The organism is Streptomyces sp. CWNU-52B, assembly GCF_047444975.1.
Taxonomy (GTDB): domain Bacteria; phylum Actinomycetota; class Actinomycetes; order Streptomycetales; family Streptomycetaceae; genus Streptomyces.
In genome coordinates this window covers 243,856-260,265 of sequence record NZ_JBLFJV010000001.1, presented here as the reverse complement: position 1 = coordinate 260,265, position 16,410 = coordinate 243,856, and the positions used below count along the sequence as shown (strand labels likewise).

10 protein-coding genes and 1 pseudogene are annotated in these 16,410 nt (G+C 72.2%); 7 read left to right on the top strand and 4 right to left on the bottom strand.

Features of this window, described 5'->3' with window-relative positions; genetic code table 11:
• The first annotated feature begins 498 nt into the window (after positions 1-498).
• Complete coding sequence (locus ACLVWQ_RS01090; RefSeq protein ID WP_414106133.1) at positions 499-1,788, top strand: citrate synthase; 1,290 nt, start codon at positions 499-501, stop codon at positions 1,786-1,788.
• Positions 1,789-2,423: 635 nt separating this feature from the next.
• Here the strand turns inward: ACLVWQ_RS01090 and ACLVWQ_RS01085 are convergent.
• The gene (locus ACLVWQ_RS01085) at positions 2,424-4,754 is read right to left on the bottom strand and encodes a heavy metal translocating P-type ATPase (protein ID WP_414106132.1); all 2,331 of its coding nucleotides are present in this window, start codon (positions 4,752-4,754) and stop codon (positions 2,424-2,426) included.
• An 85-nt stretch (positions 4,755-4,839) separates the two neighbouring features.
• A complete protein-coding gene (locus tag ACLVWQ_RS01080; RefSeq protein WP_414106131.1) occupies positions 4,840-5,079 on the bottom strand; it encodes a heavy-metal-associated domain-containing protein in 240 nt (79 codons plus the stop codon).
• Positions 5,080-5,279: 200 nt separating this feature from the next.
• Between ACLVWQ_RS01080 and ACLVWQ_RS01075 the strand changes: the two genes are divergently transcribed.
• A complete protein-coding gene (locus ACLVWQ_RS01075; RefSeq protein ID WP_414106130.1) occupies positions 5,280-6,323 on the top strand; it encodes a zinc-dependent alcohol dehydrogenase family protein in 1,044 nt (347 codons plus the stop codon).
• A gap of 14 nt (positions 6,324-6,337) precedes the next feature.
• Here the strand turns inward: ACLVWQ_RS01075 and ACLVWQ_RS01070 are convergent, their stop codons facing one another.
• Together ACLVWQ_RS01070 and ACLVWQ_RS01065 are read right to left on the bottom strand one after the other, a co-directional pair.
• Positions 6,338-6,538 carry a helix-turn-helix transcriptional regulator gene (locus ACLVWQ_RS01070; RefSeq protein ID WP_414106129.1) on the bottom strand — a complete coding sequence of 67 codons (201 nt, stop codon included), beginning with the start codon at positions 6,536-6,538 and terminating at the stop codon, positions 6,338-6,340.
• Between the two features lie 321 nt (positions 6,539-6,859).
• Positions 6,860-7,807, bottom strand: a complete 948-nt coding sequence (locus tag ACLVWQ_RS01065; protein ID WP_414106128.1) for a sugar phosphate isomerase/epimerase family protein — start codon at positions 7,805-7,807, stop codon at positions 6,860-6,862.
• A 110-nt stretch (positions 7,808-7,917) separates the two neighbouring features.
• On the opposite strand from ACLVWQ_RS01065, the pseudogene ACLVWQ_RS01060 reads away from it, so the two are divergent.
• From ACLVWQ_RS01060 to ACLVWQ_RS01040, 5 genes and pseudogenes are all read left to right on the top strand, one after another.
• A pseudogene (locus ACLVWQ_RS01060) lies at positions 7,918-8,255 on the top strand (hypothetical protein); the annotation flags it as partial.
• A 213-nt stretch (positions 8,256-8,468) separates the two neighbouring features.
• Complete coding sequence (gene iolD / locus ACLVWQ_RS01055; RefSeq protein WP_414106127.1) at positions 8,469-10,403, top strand: 3D-(3,5/4)-trihydroxycyclohexane-1,2-dione acylhydrolase (decyclizing); 1,935 nt, start codon at positions 8,469-8,471, stop codon at positions 10,401-10,403.
• Between the two features lie 463 nt (positions 10,404-10,866).
• The gene (locus ACLVWQ_RS01050; protein ID WP_414106126.1) at positions 10,867-13,569 is read left to right on the top strand and encodes an alpha/beta fold hydrolase; all 2,703 of its coding nucleotides are present in this window, start codon (positions 10,867-10,869) and stop codon (positions 13,567-13,569) included.
• The gene (locus ACLVWQ_RS01045) at positions 13,566-14,429 is read left to right on the top strand and encodes an ABC transporter permease (RefSeq protein ID WP_414106125.1); all 864 of its coding nucleotides are present in this window, start codon (positions 13,566-13,568) and stop codon (positions 14,427-14,429) included. Before ACLVWQ_RS01050 ends, ACLVWQ_RS01045 begins: the two co-directional genes overlap by 4 nt.
• A 177-nt stretch (positions 14,430-14,606) precedes the next feature.
• Entirely contained in the window at positions 14,607-16,160 is a 1,554-nt protein-coding gene (locus ACLVWQ_RS01040) for a YfbK domain-containing protein (RefSeq protein WP_414106124.1), read from the top strand.
• The last annotated feature ends 250 nt before the right edge of the window (positions 16,161-16,410 follow it).

The following is a 16,410-nucleotide window of genomic DNA, read 5'->3' as shown; positions in this document are numbered from 1 at the left end:
ATACGCCCCCGCGCGGCCCGCAGGGGGCTGCCCGCGCAGTTCCCCGCGCCCCCAAAAACCCCACGCCGCCCCCCACTCACCCCAGGGGCCCGCACCCAACATCGAGGCCGAGCCCCCACCCACCCAGGGGCGCGGGGAACTGCGCGCCAAGCCCCCACCGACCCCGCACCCAACACCGGGGCCGAGCCCCCACCCACCCAGGGGCGCGGGGAACTGCGCGCCAAGCCCCCACCGACCCGCACGACACCCCTGCCCAAGCCCCGCAGGGAACCCGCAGGGAACCCCCGGAGTAACAAATGATCGATCAAACGAGTCGGAAACGTCACACGCCACTTTCGGAAGGCGGAGGAAGCGGGCAGGATGAGCAAGCTGGCGGCACTCAGTGCCGCCGCTAGGCCCAATGGTCGACCCCGAGTGCACTCTCCTGCGCCAAATGGGGGATGGTAGAGAACAGTCAGGGCACCTCGAAGAAGAGGCACAACGTCGGTGAGGGATGACGTGAGCGACAACTCTGTAGTACTGCGGTTCGGCGACGGCGAGTACACCTACCCGGTGATCGACAGCACCGTCGGCGACAAGGGCTTCGACATCGGCAAGCTCCGCGCCCAGACCGGTCTGGTGACGCTCGACAGCGGGTACGGGAACACCGCCGCATATAAATCCGCCATCACCTATCTCGACGGTGAGCAGGGCATCCTCCGCTACCGCGGCTACCCGATCGAGCAGCTCGCGGAGAGCTCCACCTTCCTTGAGGTGGCCTCCCTGCTGATCAACGGCGAGCTGCCCACGGTCGACGAGCTCTCCACCTTCAAGACCGAGATCACGCAGCACACCCTGCTCCACGAGGACGTCAAGCGGTTCTTCCAGGGCTTCCCCCGTGACGCCCACCCGATGGCCATGCTGTCGTCGGTGGTCTCCGCGCTGTCGACGTTCTACCAGGACAGCCACAATCCGTTCGACGAGCAGCAGCGCCACCTCTCGACGATCCGGCTGCTCGCGAAGCTTCCGACGATCGCCGCGTACGCGTACAAGAAGTCGATCGGCCACCCGTTCGTCTACCCGCGCAACGACCTGGGCTACGTCGAGAACTTCCTGCGCATGACCTTCTCGGTCCCGGCGCAGGAGTACGTGCCCGACCCGGTCGTCGTCTCCGCGCTGGAGAAGCTGCTCATCCTGCACGCGGACCACGAGCAGAACTGTTCGACCTCCACCGTCCGTCTGGTGGGCTCGTCGCAGGCGAACATGTTCGCCTCGATCTCCGCCGGCATCAGCGCCCTCTGGGGCCCCCTGCACGGCGGCGCCAACCAGTCGGTCCTGGAGATGCTGGAAGGCATCCAGGCCAACGGCGGCGACGTCGACTCCTTCATCCGCAAGGTGAAGAACAAGGAGGACGGCGTCCGCCTGATGGGCTTCGGCCACCGGGTGTACAAGTCCTTCGACCCGCGCGCCAAGATCATCAAGGCCGCGGCGCACGACGTCCTCTCGGCCCTCGGCAAGTCCGACGAGCTGCTGGACATCGCGCTCAAGCTGGAGGAGCACGCGCTCTCCGACGAGTACTTCGTCTCGCGCAACCTCTACCCGAACGTCGACTTCTACACCGGTCTGATCTACCGGGCCATGGGCTTCCCGACCGAGATGTTCACGGTCCTGTTCGCCCTCGGCCGCCTGCCGGGGTGGATCGCCCAGTGGCACGAGATGATCAAGGAGCCCGGATCCCGTATCGGGCGCCCGCGGCAGATCTACACGGGTGTGGTCGAGCGCGACTTCATCCCGGTGGAGCAGCGGTAGCACTCCGCTCGGGCCGCGGGTTTCCGTCCGCGGGTCCGGTGGGGGCTGGTCGCGCAGTTCCCCGCGCCCCTCAGAGGGCGCGGTGGAACCGCAGCCCCGCACGCCCTCCGGAAGTCACGCCCTCCGGAGCCGCTGCCCCTGAAGTGCATTAAAGAAGGCGCCCCGCTGCCGGTCCCCCCACGGGCCGGAGTCGGGGCGCCTTCCCATGTCCCGGTGCGGATTCCCCCCACGGGATCCGGCCGGGCGTCTGAAGGCAGCGCCTGAATCGCTGCGAGCAAAACGAGCAAAAATCTGTCTACTGCGGTGCGGTCTGCCGGGACCCGTACGGACGGGAGGGCCGCTCAAAGCTCCCCGTTGTACGTGTCCCGGCAACGCAATTCCGAGAACGTCCCCCAAGACGTCCCCAGATGTCAGATACGCCCCCCAAGACGTCTCTGACATCGTCAATCTAGACTCACGAACCCCTTCGATGGTTACGTTCGCATCACTGTGATCTGCGTCTCTTGCATATGCCCTGAAGCTGCGCAAGAGGCCCGATATGACTATCGGAGTCCCAGAGTAAGGAAGATGCGCACGCCGTGTGAAGAGCTTATGTGAAGACGTGTGCCGGACTCTAGGGGACTCCTACCTCTTCGTCATGAAAATGCCCTCAGACGAAGACTGTTCGTCACCACGAACACGGAGGAGAACGCCATGGCGGCGCCCGCGATCATCGGGTTCAGCAGTCCCGCCGCGGCGAGCGGCAGCGCCGCCACGTTGTAGCCGAAGGCCCACACGAGGTTTCCCTTGATCGTGGAGAGCGTCTTCCGGGACAGCCGGATCGCGTCCGCGGCCACCCGCAGATCCCCCCGTACGAGCGTCAGGTCGCTCGCCTCGATCGCCGCGTCCGTCCCGGTGCCCATCGCGAGCCCGAGGTCGGCGGCGGCCAGCGCGGCCGCGTCGTTCACGCCGTCGCCCACCATCGCCACGGTCCGCCCCTCGGCCCGCAGCCGGCCGATCACGTCGACCTTGCCCTCGGGCAGCACCTCGGCGATCACGTCGGCGGGGTCGATTCCGACGGAGCGGGCCACGGACTCGGCGACGGTCCGGTTGTCCCCGGTCAGCAGGATCGGGGTGAGGCCCAGGGCGCGCAGCGAGCGCACCGCCTCCGCGCTGGTCTCCTTGACCGCGTCGGCGACGGTGACGACCCCGTGCGCCGTCCCGTCCCAGGCGACGGCCACGGCGGTACGCCCCTCGGCCTCGGCCCGCGCCCTGAGGGCGAGCAGCCCGTCCGGGAGCGTGACGCCGGCCTGTTCGAGGAGGCGGACCCGCCCCACGAGCACCGCGTGGCCCTCGACCGTGCCGCGCACCCCGAGCCCGGGGACGTTCTCGAAGCCCTGCACGGGCGGCAGGGCCCCCGTGCGCTCCTCGGCGCCCGCAGCCACCGCGCGGGCGATCGGATGCTCGGAGGCGTGCTCCAGGGCCCCCGCGAGCCGCAGTACGCGCGTCTCGTCGGTGCCGTCGGCCGCGTACACCTCCTGGAGGGTCATGACGCCGGTGGTGACCGTGCCGGTCTTGTCCAGGACGATCGTGTCGACGCGGCGGGTGGACTCCAGGACCTCGGGGCCCTTGATGAGGATGCCGAGCTGGGCGCCGCGACCCGTGCCGACCATCAGCGCGGTCGGGGTGGCCAGGCCCAGGGCGCACGGGCAGGCGATGATCAGTACGGCGACGGCCGCGGTGAACGCGGCGGCCGTGTCACCGGTGACCCCGAGCCAGACCCCGAACGTGCCGAGCGCGATCAGCAGCACGACGGGTACGAAGATCCCGGAGACCCGGTCGGCGAGGCGCTGCACCTGCGCCTTGCCGTTCTGGGCGTCCTCCACGAGCCGAGCCATCCGGGCGAGCCGGGTGTCGGCGCCGACGCGGCTCGCCTCGACGAGGAGCCGTCCGCCGACGTTCACGGTCGCGCCGGTGACGGCCGAACCCGCGGTCACGTCCACCGGCACCGACTCGCCGGTCAGCATCGACACGTCGACGGCCGAGGTGCCCTCGACGACGGTGCCGTCGGTGGCGACCGTCTCGCCGGGCCGTACGACGAAGCGGTCGCCCACGGCCAGCGCGCCCACCGGGACGCGGACCTCGCGGCCGCCCCGTACGACCGAGACGTCCTTGGCGCCCAGCTCCATCAGGGAACGCAGGGCGGCGCCCGCGCGGCGCTTGGAGCGGGCCTCCAGATAGCGGCCGAGGAGGATGAGGGCGACGACCCCGGCGGCCACTTCGAGGTAGATCGCCGAGGAACCCTGTTCACGGGAGACGGTGAGCGAGAAGCCCTCGTCCCGCATGCCCGCCATCCCCGCGTCGCCCACGAACAGCGCCCACAGGGACCAGCCGAACGCGGCCAGCGTGCCGGTCGACACGAGCGTGTCCATGGTGGCGGCGCCGTGCCGGGCGTTGGTGAACGCCGCCCGGTGGAGGGGCAGCCCGCCCCAGACGACGACGGGCGCGGCGAGGGTCAGGACGAGCCACTGCCAGTTGTCGAACTGGAGCGCGGGAATCATCGACAGCAGGGCGACCGGGGTGGCCAGGAGCGCGGAGACGACGAGGCGTTCGCGCAGCGCGGTCAGCTCGGGGTCGCGTTCTTCGGCCGGACCCTCCTCGGTCGGCCCCTCCTCGGTGGGGCGCGCGTCGGCGGCCTCCGTGGGCGGGGGCGGCGGCGGGGGTTCCTCGGCGGTGTAGCCCGTCTTCACCACGGTGGCGATCAGGTCGGCGACCCGCACCCCGTCCGCGTACGAGACCTTCGCCTTCTCCGTCGCGTAGTTGACCGTGGCGGTGACGCCGTCCATGCGGTTGAGCTTCTTCTCGACCCGGGCCGCGCAGGACGCGCAGGTCATCCCGCCGATGGTCAGCTGGACCTCCGCGGCCCGGACGGGCGCGTCGGCCGGAGTGGCCACCGGTGCTGTGCCCGGTGCTGTGCTGCTGGTCATGTCCGTGCTCCAGGGAACGAACCGGACCGTACGGAACCAGTATCAGCTGGCCGGCACGGCCGGTGCGGAAGGAGGGAAGCGTGCGTCAGGCCTTGCCGGCGAGCTCGAAGCCGGCCTCGTCGACGGCGGCGCGCACGGCCTCCTCGTCGAGCGGGGCGGTGGAGACCACGGTCACCTCGCCGGTGGACGCGACGGCCTTCACCGAGGTGACCCCCGCGATCTCGGAGATCTCGCTGGAGACCGAGCCTTCGCAGTGCCCGCAGCTCATCCCGCTCACCTGGTAGACGGTGGTGACGGAGCCGGGGCTGTCGGTCTGGGCGGTCATGTCGTTGCTCCTCGTCGAGACGTTCGAGATGTATGGGGCATTCGAGATGTATGGGGCGTGCGAGGCTCAAGAGGCCCTCACGTTCCCCACACTATACCCCTAGGGGGTACACCTCCAAGGGTGTGACGGAGTGCGGCCGGGGCCGCCGGTCCACCATGATGGTGATCCACGGCGGAGGGGCGAGCGGAGGGGCGAAGGACATGCGGGCAGTGGTGTTCGAGCGGTTCGGGGAACCGGCCGAGGTGCGGGACGTACCGGACCCGGCGCCCGCGCCGCACGGCGTGGTGGTGCGGGTCGAGGCCACCGGCCTGTGCCGCAGCGACTGGCACGGCTGGCAGGGCCACGACCCGGGCGTCACGCTGCCCCACGTGCCGGGACACGAACTCGCCGGCACCGTCGAGGCGGTGGGCGCCCTGGTGACCCGCCACCGCCCAGGCGACCGGGTCACGGTGCCCTTCGTCTGCGCCTGCGGACGCTGCGCCTCCTGCGCGGCGGGCGACCAGCAGGTGTGCGAGAGGCAGACCCAGCCGGGGTTCACGCACTGGGGGTCCTTCGCCGAGTATGTCGCCCTGGACCACGCCGACGTGAACCTCGTGACCGTGGCGGACGAGCTGTCCTTCCGGACGGCGGCCTCGCTCGGCTGCCGGTTCGCCACGGCGTTCCGCGCGGTCGTCGCGCGGGGGCGGGTGGCGCCGGGGGAGTGGGTGGCGGTGCACGGCTGCGGAGGGGTCGGGCTGTCCGCGGTGATGATCGCCGCGGCCGCCGGGGCGCGGGTCGTCGCGGTCGACCTCTCGCCGCAGGCGCTGGACCTGGCGCGGCGGTTCGGCGCCGCGCACTGCGTGGACGCCCGGAAGGTCGACGATACGGCGGCGGCGGTCCGCGAGCTGACCGGCGGCGGCGCCCGTCTCTCGCTCGACACCCTCGGATCCCCGGCCACCTGCGCGGCGTCGGTCGGCGGCCTGCGCCGCCGCGGGCGGCACGTCCAGGTGGGCCTGCTGCCCGAGGACCCGAAGGTGCCGATGTCCCGCGTGATCGCGCTCGAACTGGAACTCCTCGGCAGCCACGGGATGCCCGCGCACGCCTACCCGCCGATGCTGGAGTCCGTACGGGCCGGAACGCTGCGCCCCGACCTCCTGGTGACGTCCACGATCCCCCTGGCCGCCGCCCCCGCCGCACTGGCGGCGATGGGTGCGGCGCCGGGGGCGGGCGTCACGGTCGTCGAGCCCTGGGCGTGCGGACCGTGACGCCCGCCCGGCCGTCAGTCGCCCCGTCGGCCTCTGTTGCCGGGCCTGGCGGCGACCCAGGTGCGCACGGTGTCGGCGTACCAGTAGGGCTTGCCGCCCTCCACGTGGTCGGGCGCGGGCAGCAGCCCGTGTTTGCGGTACGACCGCACCGTGTCCGGCTGCACCTTGATGTGCGCCGCGATCTCCTTGTACGACCAGAGCCTACGGTCGGTCATCGGTGGCACCTCCCTGCGCGCGCCGCGGCGGCGGCCGAGGGGCGGCCGTCGGGGGAGCCGGGCACTGCGCTGGCGATCACTAGCCTGTGCTCGGTGAACGACGCAGTGTGACAACGCGTCAGGGGCTGTCGCACGGGTGTGACGCAAGACCCGCGTACTCGGGACATGTGTGACAGAAAGAGGTCATTCGTGACACGAGTGACGCATTACCGATTGATCCGACTCGCCGATGGATCCCGACTCGGGGACGCGCCCTTCCAGGGGCGCGGGGAACTGCGCGCCCGGTCACGGCCGCCCCGCACCCCAGTGGAACGCGAAGGCTCAGGCTCCGCAGGAGCGGAGGAACTGCCGGGTCCGCCGCGCGATGGGCAGCGGCTTGTCCGGCGGGCACGGATACATGTCCTGCTCGACGATCGCGAACAGCTCCACGTCCAGCTTCTGCGCGGCGACCAGCACGGGCTCCAGCTCCGGCACCCCGCTCGGCGGCTCGCACATCACGCCCCGGGCCACCGCGGGCCCGAACGGCACCCCGTTCGCCCGCACGTCGGCGAGGATCTCCGGGTCCACCTGCTTGAGGTGGAGGTACCCGATCCGCTCCCCGTACGTCTCGATGAGCTTCACGTTGTCGCCGCCGCAGTAGGCGTAGTGGCCGGTGTCCAGGCACAGCGACACGAGGGAGGAGTCCGTGCCGTCGAGGAAGCGCGTCACGTTCTCCTCGCTGTCGATGTGCGTGTCCGCGTGCGGGTGGACGACGATTTTCAGCCCGTACCGCTCACGCACCTCGCGCCCGAGCCGCTCGGTCTGGGTGGTGAGATGGCGCCACTGCTCCGCGGTCAGGGTGTCGGGCTCCAGTACCTCGCCCGTCTTGTCGTCGCGCCAGAACGACGGGATGACCACGAGGTGTTCGGCGCCCATCGCCTGGGTGAGCGCGGCGATGTCCGAGACGTGCGCCCAGGTGGCGTCCCACACGTCGGGGCCGTGGTGCAGCCCGGTGAAGACCGTGCCGGCCGAGACCCGCAGGTTGCGGCGCGCGGTCTCGTCCGCGAGGACGGCGGGCTCGCTCGGCAGGTAGCCGTACGGGCCCAGCTCGATCCACTCGTAGCCGGACTCGGCGACCTCGTCGAGGAAGCGCCGCCAGGGGACCTGCTGGGGATCGTCGGGGAACCACACGCCCCAGGAGTCGGGCGCCGAACCGATACGGATGCGCGACAGCGAGGACGCGGGCGCTGCGGAGGATGCGGGAGATGACTCAGGTGGCAACGTCGTCATGGCCGTCAGCTTCGGCGCGGTCGGGGAGAGGTGTCAAGGCCTGGTCCGAATGTCCGGACAACCAATTGACAGGGCTCTGCTGCCGCCGCTAGACCTGGGGTCGGCCTAACCTGGCCCGCTGTGGACCAGGCGCGGTCCGCGCACGGTCCGTACATGACCTGTGCACGGACCGTTCACCGTTCGTGCCGCGCTCCGTGTCGCCGCCCGTGCTTCCCTCCGACGACGGTTGTACGGTGCGCACAGAGGGGAATAAAGAGGGCAAAGTGCTAGAACTCCTGGGCAGGGAGCGCGCGTTCGCCGAAGGCGCCGGCCTCGTGGCCGACTTCGCGTACGCCCCCGTGCTGCCCGGGTACCGATCGCCTCCGGCGCGGAAGTCCGCTTCGCCCTGGCAGGAGCGAAGTGCGAGCGACGACTCCCCGCCCGCTACGGCTCCGCGCCGGAGGTTCCCGACACCGGGTGTGCACGGCCGCACGGCGTACCGGCCCGCACGACGTCCCGGCGCGCCCGCCCTGCCCACCCCGGCCGCCCCGGTCGACGGGTCGGTGGACGGATCGGTGGGCGGGCCGTAGAGACGTAAGGCCCGTTCGGACGTATGACGTGGCGGATCGCTTTCCCACCCGTGATCCCACCCGTGACACGCAGAGAGCACAGAGGGCTGCCGATGACAGAGCCGACGTCAACGACGACGACCGGGCCGACAGCACGGCCGACGACTAGGCCGACCACGAGGCTGACGGTCGCGCAGGCACTGGTGCGGTTCCTCGCCGCCCAGTACACCGAGCGCGACGGGGTGCGCCGCCGCCTGGTCAGCGCCACCTGGGGCATCTTCGGGCACGGCAACGTCGCCGGGCTGGGCCAGGCGCTCCTCGAGTACGCCGATGACATGCCGTACCACCAGGGCCGTAACGAGCAGTCCATGGTGCACGCGGCCGTCGGCTACGCGCGCCAGTCCAACCGCCTCTCCGCGCAGGCCGTCACCACGTCGGTCGGCCCCGGCGCCACCAACCTCGTCACCGGCGCGGCCCTCGCCACGATCAACCGCCTCCCGGTGCTCCTCCTCCCCGGCGACACCTTCGCCACCCGCCCCGCGGACCCGGTCCTCCAGCAGCTAGAGGTCCCGTACGCGGGCGACGTGTCGGTCAACGACTGCCTGCGCCCCGTGTCCAGGTACTTCGACCGCGTCACCCGCCCCGAGGCCCTGATCCCGGCCGCCCTCCAGGCGATGCGCGTGCTCGCCGACCCGGTCGACACGGGCGCCGTCACCCTCGCCCTCCCGCAGGACGTGCAGGCGGAGGCCTTCGACTGGCCCGAGGAGTTCTTCGCCGAGCGCGTCTGGGCCGTCCGCCGCCCGGCCGCCGACCCCGGGGAACTGGCCGCCGCCGTGCAGGCGATACGGCAGGCCAGGCGCCCCCTGGTCGTCGCGGGCGGCGGGGTCCACCACAGCGAGGCCGAGGACGCGCTCAGGGAGTTCGCCGACCTCACCCGTATCCCGGTCGCCTCCACCCAGGCGGGCAAGGGCTCGCTCGCCTGGGACCACCCGGCGGACGTCGGCGGCGTCGGGCACACCGGCACGGCCACCGCCTGCGAACTCGCCCGCACCGCCGACCTGGTGATAGGCGTCGGCACCCGCTGGACCGACTTCACCACCGCCTCCGGCACCCTGTTCACCGCCCAGGGCGTGCGCTTCCTGAACCTCAACATCGCCTCCTTCGACGGCCACAAGATGGCCGGCCGGCCGCTGGTCGCCGACGCGCGCACGGCCCTCGTGTCCCTCACCGAGGCGCTCGCCGCGCACGGCCACCACGCCGAACCGGCGTACGTCACCGAGTACACCGACGACAAGGAACGCTGGGAGTACCGCGTCGACGCGGCCTACGAGGCGGAGGACCCCTTCGCCCGGCCCACCCAGCCGCAGGTCCTCGGCGTCCTCGACGAACTGGCCACCGACGCCGACATCCTGGTCAACGCGGCCGGCTCCCTCCCCGGCGACCTGCACAAACTCTGGCGGGCCCGGTCCCGCGACCAGTACCACGTCGAGTACGGCTACTCCTGCATGGGCTACGAGATCCCGGCCGCGATCGGCGTGCGGATGGCCGCCCCGGACCGGCCCGTGTGGGCACTGGTCGGCGACGGCACGTACCTGATGATGCCCACCGAGATCGTCACGGCCGTCCAGGAGGGCATCGCGATCAAGGTCGTGATCCTGCAGAACCACGGGTACGCGTCCATCGGCGGCCTCTCCGAGACGGTCGGCGCCGAGCGGTTCGCGACCGCCTACCGTCACCGCTCCGAGGACGGTACATACACGGGGCGCCCCCTGCCCGTCGACCTGGCCGCCAACGCGGCGAGCCTGGGCATGCGGGTCCTGCGTGCCAAGACCGTCAGCGACCTGCGCGAGGCCCTCACCGAGGCGCGGGCCGCCGCCACCCCCACCTGCGTCTACGTGGAGACCGAAACGGCGGACACGGTGTCGGGCGCACCCCCGGCGCAGGCCTGGTGGGACGTCCCGGTGGCCGAAACGGCAACCCGCCCCTCAGCACTGAAGGCCCGCAAACTCTACGAACGCCTGTCAGCCACCCGCCACCGCCCCCTATAACCCAGCCCCCACCCCACGAAGCCCCTGAAACCGCCACCGACCTCCATCCCCAGGGGCACGAGGAATCTTCCAGGGGTGCGGAGAACGGCGCAGTCTTTGGGGGTGCGGAGAACGGCGCAGTCTTTGGGGGCGCGGGGAACGGCGCAGTCTTTGGGGGCGCGGGGAACGGCGCAGTCTTTGGGGGCGCGGGGAACGGCGCAGTCTTTGGGGGCGCGGGGAACGGCGCAGTCTTTGGGGGCGCGAGGAACTGCGCAATCTTTAGGGGCGCGGGGAACTGCGCGACCAGCCACAACGAACCCGCACCCGCCCGACAACACCCGAACCACCCCCTCCCGCGTACCGCCCCCGCGGTTCGGGATACCGCAGACGCGGTATCCCGAAGCCCACCCGTACTCCTCCAGGAGGCCACCCCCTCCCCCCAGCGACCGCACCGACACCCCCCACAGCCCCGTACCGTTGAAGCATGGATCTTCGAATGCCCGCAGCCCCGCAACGGTGGTTGCGAGGCCCACGCCGGTGGATCGCCGCCGCAGCCGCCGTCGTGGTGGTCGCCGGCGCCGGCACCTGGACCGCGGTCGCCTCCGACGAGGCACCCGCGGTGCACCGCGCCGACCGGGTCCTCCCCATGGGCGGCGACGTGAGAATCGACACCTCGTACTTCACCGCCGGCCCCGCCGGCCGCCGCCCCGCCGTCCTCCTGACCCACGGCTTCGGCGGCGACAAGGAGGACGTCCGCGAGCAGGCGCAGAACCTCGCCCGCGACGGCTACGCGGTCCTGACCTGGTCCTCACGCAGCTTCGGCAGGTCCACCGGCAAGATCGGCCTCAACGACCCGAAGGGCGAGGTCGCCGACGTCTCCCGGCTGATCGACTGGCTCGCGGACCGCCCCGAGGTCCAGCTCGACAAGGCCGGCGACCCCCGGGTCGGCGTCACCGGCGCCTCGTACGGCGGCGCGGTCTCCCTCCTCGCCGCCGGCCACGACAGCCGCGTGGACGCCATCGCCCCCGCGATCACGTACTGGAACCTCGCGGACGCCCTCTTCCCGAACGGCGTCCTCAAGAAGCTCTGGGCCGGCCTGTTCATCAACTCCGGCGGCGGCTGCGACGCCTTCGAGGCCCAGCTCTGCGCGATGTACGAGCGGGTCGCGGAGTCCGGCAGGCCCGACGCCGCCGCGACGAAGCTCCTGGAGGAGCGCAGCCCCTCCGCCGTCGGCGACCGCATCAAGGTGCCCACGCTCATCATGCAGGGCCAGACCGACTCCCTCTTCCCGCTCGGCCAGGCCGACCGGATCGCCAAGGCCGTCAAGGCCAACGGCGCCCCGGTGGACGTCGACTGGCTGGCCGGCGGCCACGACGGCGGCGACATGGAGACGGACCGCCTCCAGGCACGCGTCGGCTCCTGGTTCGACCGCTACCTGAAGGACGACAAGAACGCCGACACGGGCCCCGCGTTCCGGGTCACCCGCACCGGCGGCATCGACTCGACCGACGGCGCCGCCCTGCTGCGGGGCGCCGACGGGGACACGTATCCCGGCCTGACCGGCGACGACCGGAAGATCGCGCTGAGCGGGCGCGAGGAGCAGGAGTTCGCCAACCCCGCGGGCGCCGGCCCGCCCGGCGTCTCGGCCATCCCCGGTATCGGCGGCGCCGGCGGCCTCTCCCAGCTGTCCTCGCTGGGCGTCGGCGTGGCACTCGACTTCCCCGGACAGTTCGCCCGGTTCGAGTCGAAGCCGATGACCGGGGACCTGCGGATCACCGGCTCGCCCACCGCCACGGTGAACGTGAAGTCGACGACCGGCGAGGCCGTGCTCTTCGCCAAGGTCTACGACGTCGGACCCGGCGGCAGGCAGCAGGTCCTGCCGTCCCAACTGGTCACCCCGGTGAGGGTCGCGACCGGCAAGAACGGCAAGGACGTCCGGCTCACCCTGCCCGCCGTCGACCACGAGGTGCGCGACGGCCACCGGCTGCGCCTGGTCCTCGCCTCGACCGACCTCGGGTACGCGTCCCCGACGGCCCCGGCGACGTACACGGTCTCGCTGAAGAGCGACCTCGCCGTGCCGACCGCGCCCGGTGTGACGACCGGGGCCGCGGGGCTGCCCGCCTGGGTGTGGTGGCTGCCGCTCCTCGGCGCGCTGATCGCGGGGGCCCTGCTGACGACGGCCCGCCGCCGCACCGCGGTGTCCCCGCCGGACCCCGCGCTCGCCGAGGTCCCCCTCCAGATCACCGACCTGAGCAAGCGGTACGCGAAGTCGACGGACCGGTACGCAGTACGGGACCTGTCGTTCCGGGTGGAGAAGGGCCAGGTGCTCGGCCTGCTCGGACCGAACGGCGCGGGCAAGACCACCACCCTGCGCATGCTCATGGGCCTCATCGAGCCCGACGCCGGCGAGATCCAGGTCTTCGGGCACACGATCCGGCCCGGTGCGCCGGTCCTCTCCCGGGTCGGGGCCTTCGTGGAGGGCGCGGGCTTCCTGCCGCACCTCTCCGGGCGCGAGAACCTGGACCTGTACTGGCGGGCCACCGGACGCCCGGCCGAGGACGCCCACCTGGAGGAGGCGCTGGAGATCGCGGGCCTGGGAGACGCGCTGGCCCGCGCGGTCCGTACGTACTCCCAGGGCATGCGGCAGCGCCTGGCCATCGCGCAGGCCATGCTCGGCCTCCCGGACCTGCTGATCCTCGACGAGCCGACGAACGGCCTCGACCCGCCCCAGATCCGTGAGATGCGCGAGGTCATGATCCGCTACGCGGCGGCCGGCCGTACGGTCATCGTCTCCAGCCACCTCCTCGCCGAGGTCGAGCAGTCCTGCACGCACCTGGTCGTCATGGACCGGGGCCGGCTGGTCCAGGCGGGCCCGGTCCACGAGATCATCGGCTCCGGCGACACGCTCCTGGTCGGCCTCGCGGGCGAGATCGCGGACCCGCTGGTGGAGAAGGTGGCGGCGCTGCCGGGCGTCGACTCGGCGGTCCGCGCCGACGACGGCCTGCTGATACGGCTGACAGCGCTCGCCCCCGCACTCGCGGGCACCTCCCCCACGGCCACCGAGGACTCCGCGGCGGCCGCCCGGCTCCTCGTGGAGCTGGTCCGGCTCGAAGTGCCGGTGGCGTCCATGGGGCCCCACCGCCGCCTTGAGGACGCGTTCCTGACCCTGATCGGAGGCTCCGCGTGAGCACCCTTGTCGAGCGTGCCGAGGTGGCGGACGGCTACCGCGCCGGACGGACCCTGCCCCTGCGGGTCGAGCTGGCACGCCAGTTGAAACGGCGCCGCACGCTGGTCATGGGCGCGGTCCTCGCCGCCCTGCCCTTCGTGCTGGCCGTGGCCTTCGCGATCGGCGGCCGGCCGGACGGCCGCGAGGGCCGGGTCACCCTCATGGACACGGCCACGGCGTCGGGCGCCAACTTCGCCGCGACGAACCTCTTCGTCTCCGCGGGCTTCCTGCTGGTCGTCCCCGTGGCGCTGTTCTGCGGCGACACCGTCGCCTCCGAGGCCGGCTGGTCCTCCCTGCGCTACCTCCTGGCCGCACCCGTGCCCAGGGCCCGCCTCCTGTGGTCCAAGCTCGTGGTCGCGCTCGGCCTCAGCCTCGCCGCGATGGTGCTGCTGCCGGTCGTGGCACTGGCGGTGGGGTCGGCCGCGTACGGCTGGGGGCCGCTGGAGATCCCGACCGGCGGCACCCTGTCCGCGGGGACGGCGGCGCAGCGCCTGGTGGTCGTGATCGCGTTCATCTTCGCGTCCCAACTGGTCACCGCGGGCCTTGCGTTCTGGCTGTCGACGAAGACCGACGCGCCGCTGGGCGCGGTGGGCGGCGCGGTCGGCCTGACGATCGTGGGGAACGTCCTGGACGCGGTCACCGCCCTCGGCGACTGGCGCCACTTCCTGCCCGCGCACTGGCAGTTCGCCTGGGCCGACGCGGTGCAGCCCACCCCGGAGTGGGGCGGCATGATCCAGGGCACGGCGGTCTCCGTCACCTACGCGATGGTGCTGTTCGCGCTGGCCTTCCGCGGGTTCGCCCGCAAGGACGTGGTGTCGTAGCGGTGCCGTAGGCAGCGGGACACCTCCGGGTCTCCGGAGGATCACCCACCGGTCTCGGCGGCCGCCCACCGTGGCCGCATCGAGATCCATCCGCAACATGTTGTGCCGCTCATTCCGGCCTCCTCCGCCGTCACAGTCACAGACGTCGGCTCACAGAGGTCACCGAGGGGGACACACATGAGGCGTACAGAACGGCACCAGGCACAGCGGCGGCGTACCCGTACCCGGGGGCGGCGGGGCCTACTCGTGACCGGGGCGGTCACCGTCACGGTCGGACTCCTGCTCACCGCCTGCGGCGGCGGCGACGGCGAGAGCTCGCAGGACCGGGGCGGCAGCAAGCTGCAGCAGGACGTCCCGATACCCGCCCCGGCCCGGCCGACCGGCGGCCCCGCGGACCCGGACCCGGACCCGGCCGACCACCTCTCCACCTTCGCGCTGGACGTCGACACCGCCTCGTACGGCTACGCGCGCCGCACCCTGGAGGACGGCAGGCGGCCCGAGCCGTCGACGGTGCGGCCCGAGGAGTTCGTCAACAGCTTCAGCCAGCACTACGAGCGCCCCGACGGCGACGGCTTCACGGTCACGATGGACGGCGCCCGTACGGACAGCCCGGACTGGCGGCTCGTCAGGGTGGGCCTCGCCACCCGCGAGGCGCAGGGCAGCGCCGAACGTCCGCCCGCCGCCCTCACCTTCGTCATCGACGTCTCCGGCTCGATGGCCGAACCGGGCCGCCTCGACCTGGCGAAGGACTCCCTGGGCGTGATGACGGACCGGCTGCGCGACGACGACGCGGTCGCGCTGGTCACCTTCAGCGACGAGGCGCGGACCGTGCTCCCGATGACGCGCCTCGGCGAGCACCGGGGCCGCGTCCACGAGGCGATCGACACCCTCGAAGCCATCGACTCGACGAACCTCGGCGCGGGCGTCACCACCGGCTACCGCACGGCGGTCGAGGGGCTGCGCGAGGGCGCCACCAACCGGGTCGTGCTGCTGTCGGACGCGCTCGCGAACACCGGTGAGACCGACGCCGACGCCATCCTCGAACGGGTCGGGGACGCCCGCCGTGAGCACGGCATCACGCTCTTCGGCGTCGGGGTGGGCAGCGACTACGGCGACGCGCTGATGGAACGCCTCGCGGACCGGGGCGACGGGCACACCACGTACGTGTCGGACACGAAGGACGCCCGCACGGTCTTCTGCGACGAACTGCCGCGGAACGTCGAGCTGACGGCCCGGGACGCCAAGGCGCAGGTCGCCTTCGACCCGGAGACCGTGGAGGAGTTCCGGCTCATCGGTTACGACAACCGCGGGGTGGCGGACGAGGACTTCCGCGACGACCGGGTGGACGGCGGCGAGACGGGTCCCGGCCACACGGTCACCGCGCTGTACGCGGTGCGTACGAGGCCGGGCGCGACGGGGCATGTCGCCACGGCGACGGTGCGGTGGCTGGACCCGGGCACGCGGGTGCCGCACGAGGAGAGCGGCCGGATCGAGGGCGCCTCCCTCGACGGGCCGCTGTGGGACGGGGAGACGGCGCGGAGCGGGTTGCAGGTGGCGGCCGTCGCCGCGTACTTCGCGGACGCGCTCCGCTCGGGGGACGGGACGCTGCCCGGGGCGCCGCCACTGCGCGAACTGGCGAGCCGGGCGGAGGGTTTGGCATCCGCCACGGAATCCAAGGAGACCCGAACCCTGTCAACCACGATCGCAAGGGCGGCATCCCTGGGCTTCTAGACGACCACACAGCCGCGCCCCCTCAGGGGCGCGGGGAACTGCGCACCCAGCCCCATCCCACCCGCACCCCTCAGGGGCGCGGGGAACTGCGCGCCCAGCCCCATCCCACCCGCACCCGACCACGAACCTCGACCCCCACCCCCCAGGGGCGCGGGGAACTGCGCGCCCAGCCCCATCCCACCCGCACCCGACCACGAACCTTCACCCGCCCCCCCCAGGGGCGCGGGGAACTGCGCGCCCAGCCCCATCC

What these genes read in the sequence shown, in the direction of transcription:
- iolD (WP_414106127.1), top strand. Translation starts at nt 8,469, where the DNA reads ATGACAGAGCCGACGTCAACGACGACGACCGGGCCGACAGCACGGCCG.
- ACLVWQ_RS01040 (WP_414106124.1), top strand. Translation starts at nt 14,607, where the DNA reads ATGAGGCGTACAGAACGGCACCAGGCACAGCGGCGGCGTACCCGTACC.
- ACLVWQ_RS01065 (WP_414106128.1), bottom strand. Translation starts at nt 7,807, where the DNA reads ATGACGACGTTGCCACCTGAGTCATCTCCCGCATCCTCCGCAGCGCCC.
- ACLVWQ_RS01075 (WP_414106130.1), top strand. Translation starts at nt 5,280, where the DNA reads ATGCGGGCAGTGGTGTTCGAGCGGTTCGGGGAACCGGCCGAGGTGCGG.
- ACLVWQ_RS01085 (WP_414106132.1), bottom strand. Translation starts at nt 4,754, where the DNA reads ATGACCAGCAGCACAGCACCGGGCACAGCACCGGTGGCCACTCCGGCC.
- ACLVWQ_RS01050 (WP_414106126.1), top strand. Translation starts at nt 10,867, where the DNA reads ATGGATCTTCGAATGCCCGCAGCCCCGCAACGGTGGTTGCGAGGCCCA.
- ACLVWQ_RS01070 (WP_414106129.1), bottom strand. Translation starts at nt 6,538, where the DNA reads ATGACCGACCGTAGGCTCTGGTCGTACAAGGAGATCGCGGCGCACATC.
- ACLVWQ_RS01080 (WP_414106131.1), bottom strand. Translation starts at nt 5,079, where the DNA reads ATGACCGCCCAGACCGACAGCCCCGGCTCCGTCACCACCGTCTACCAG.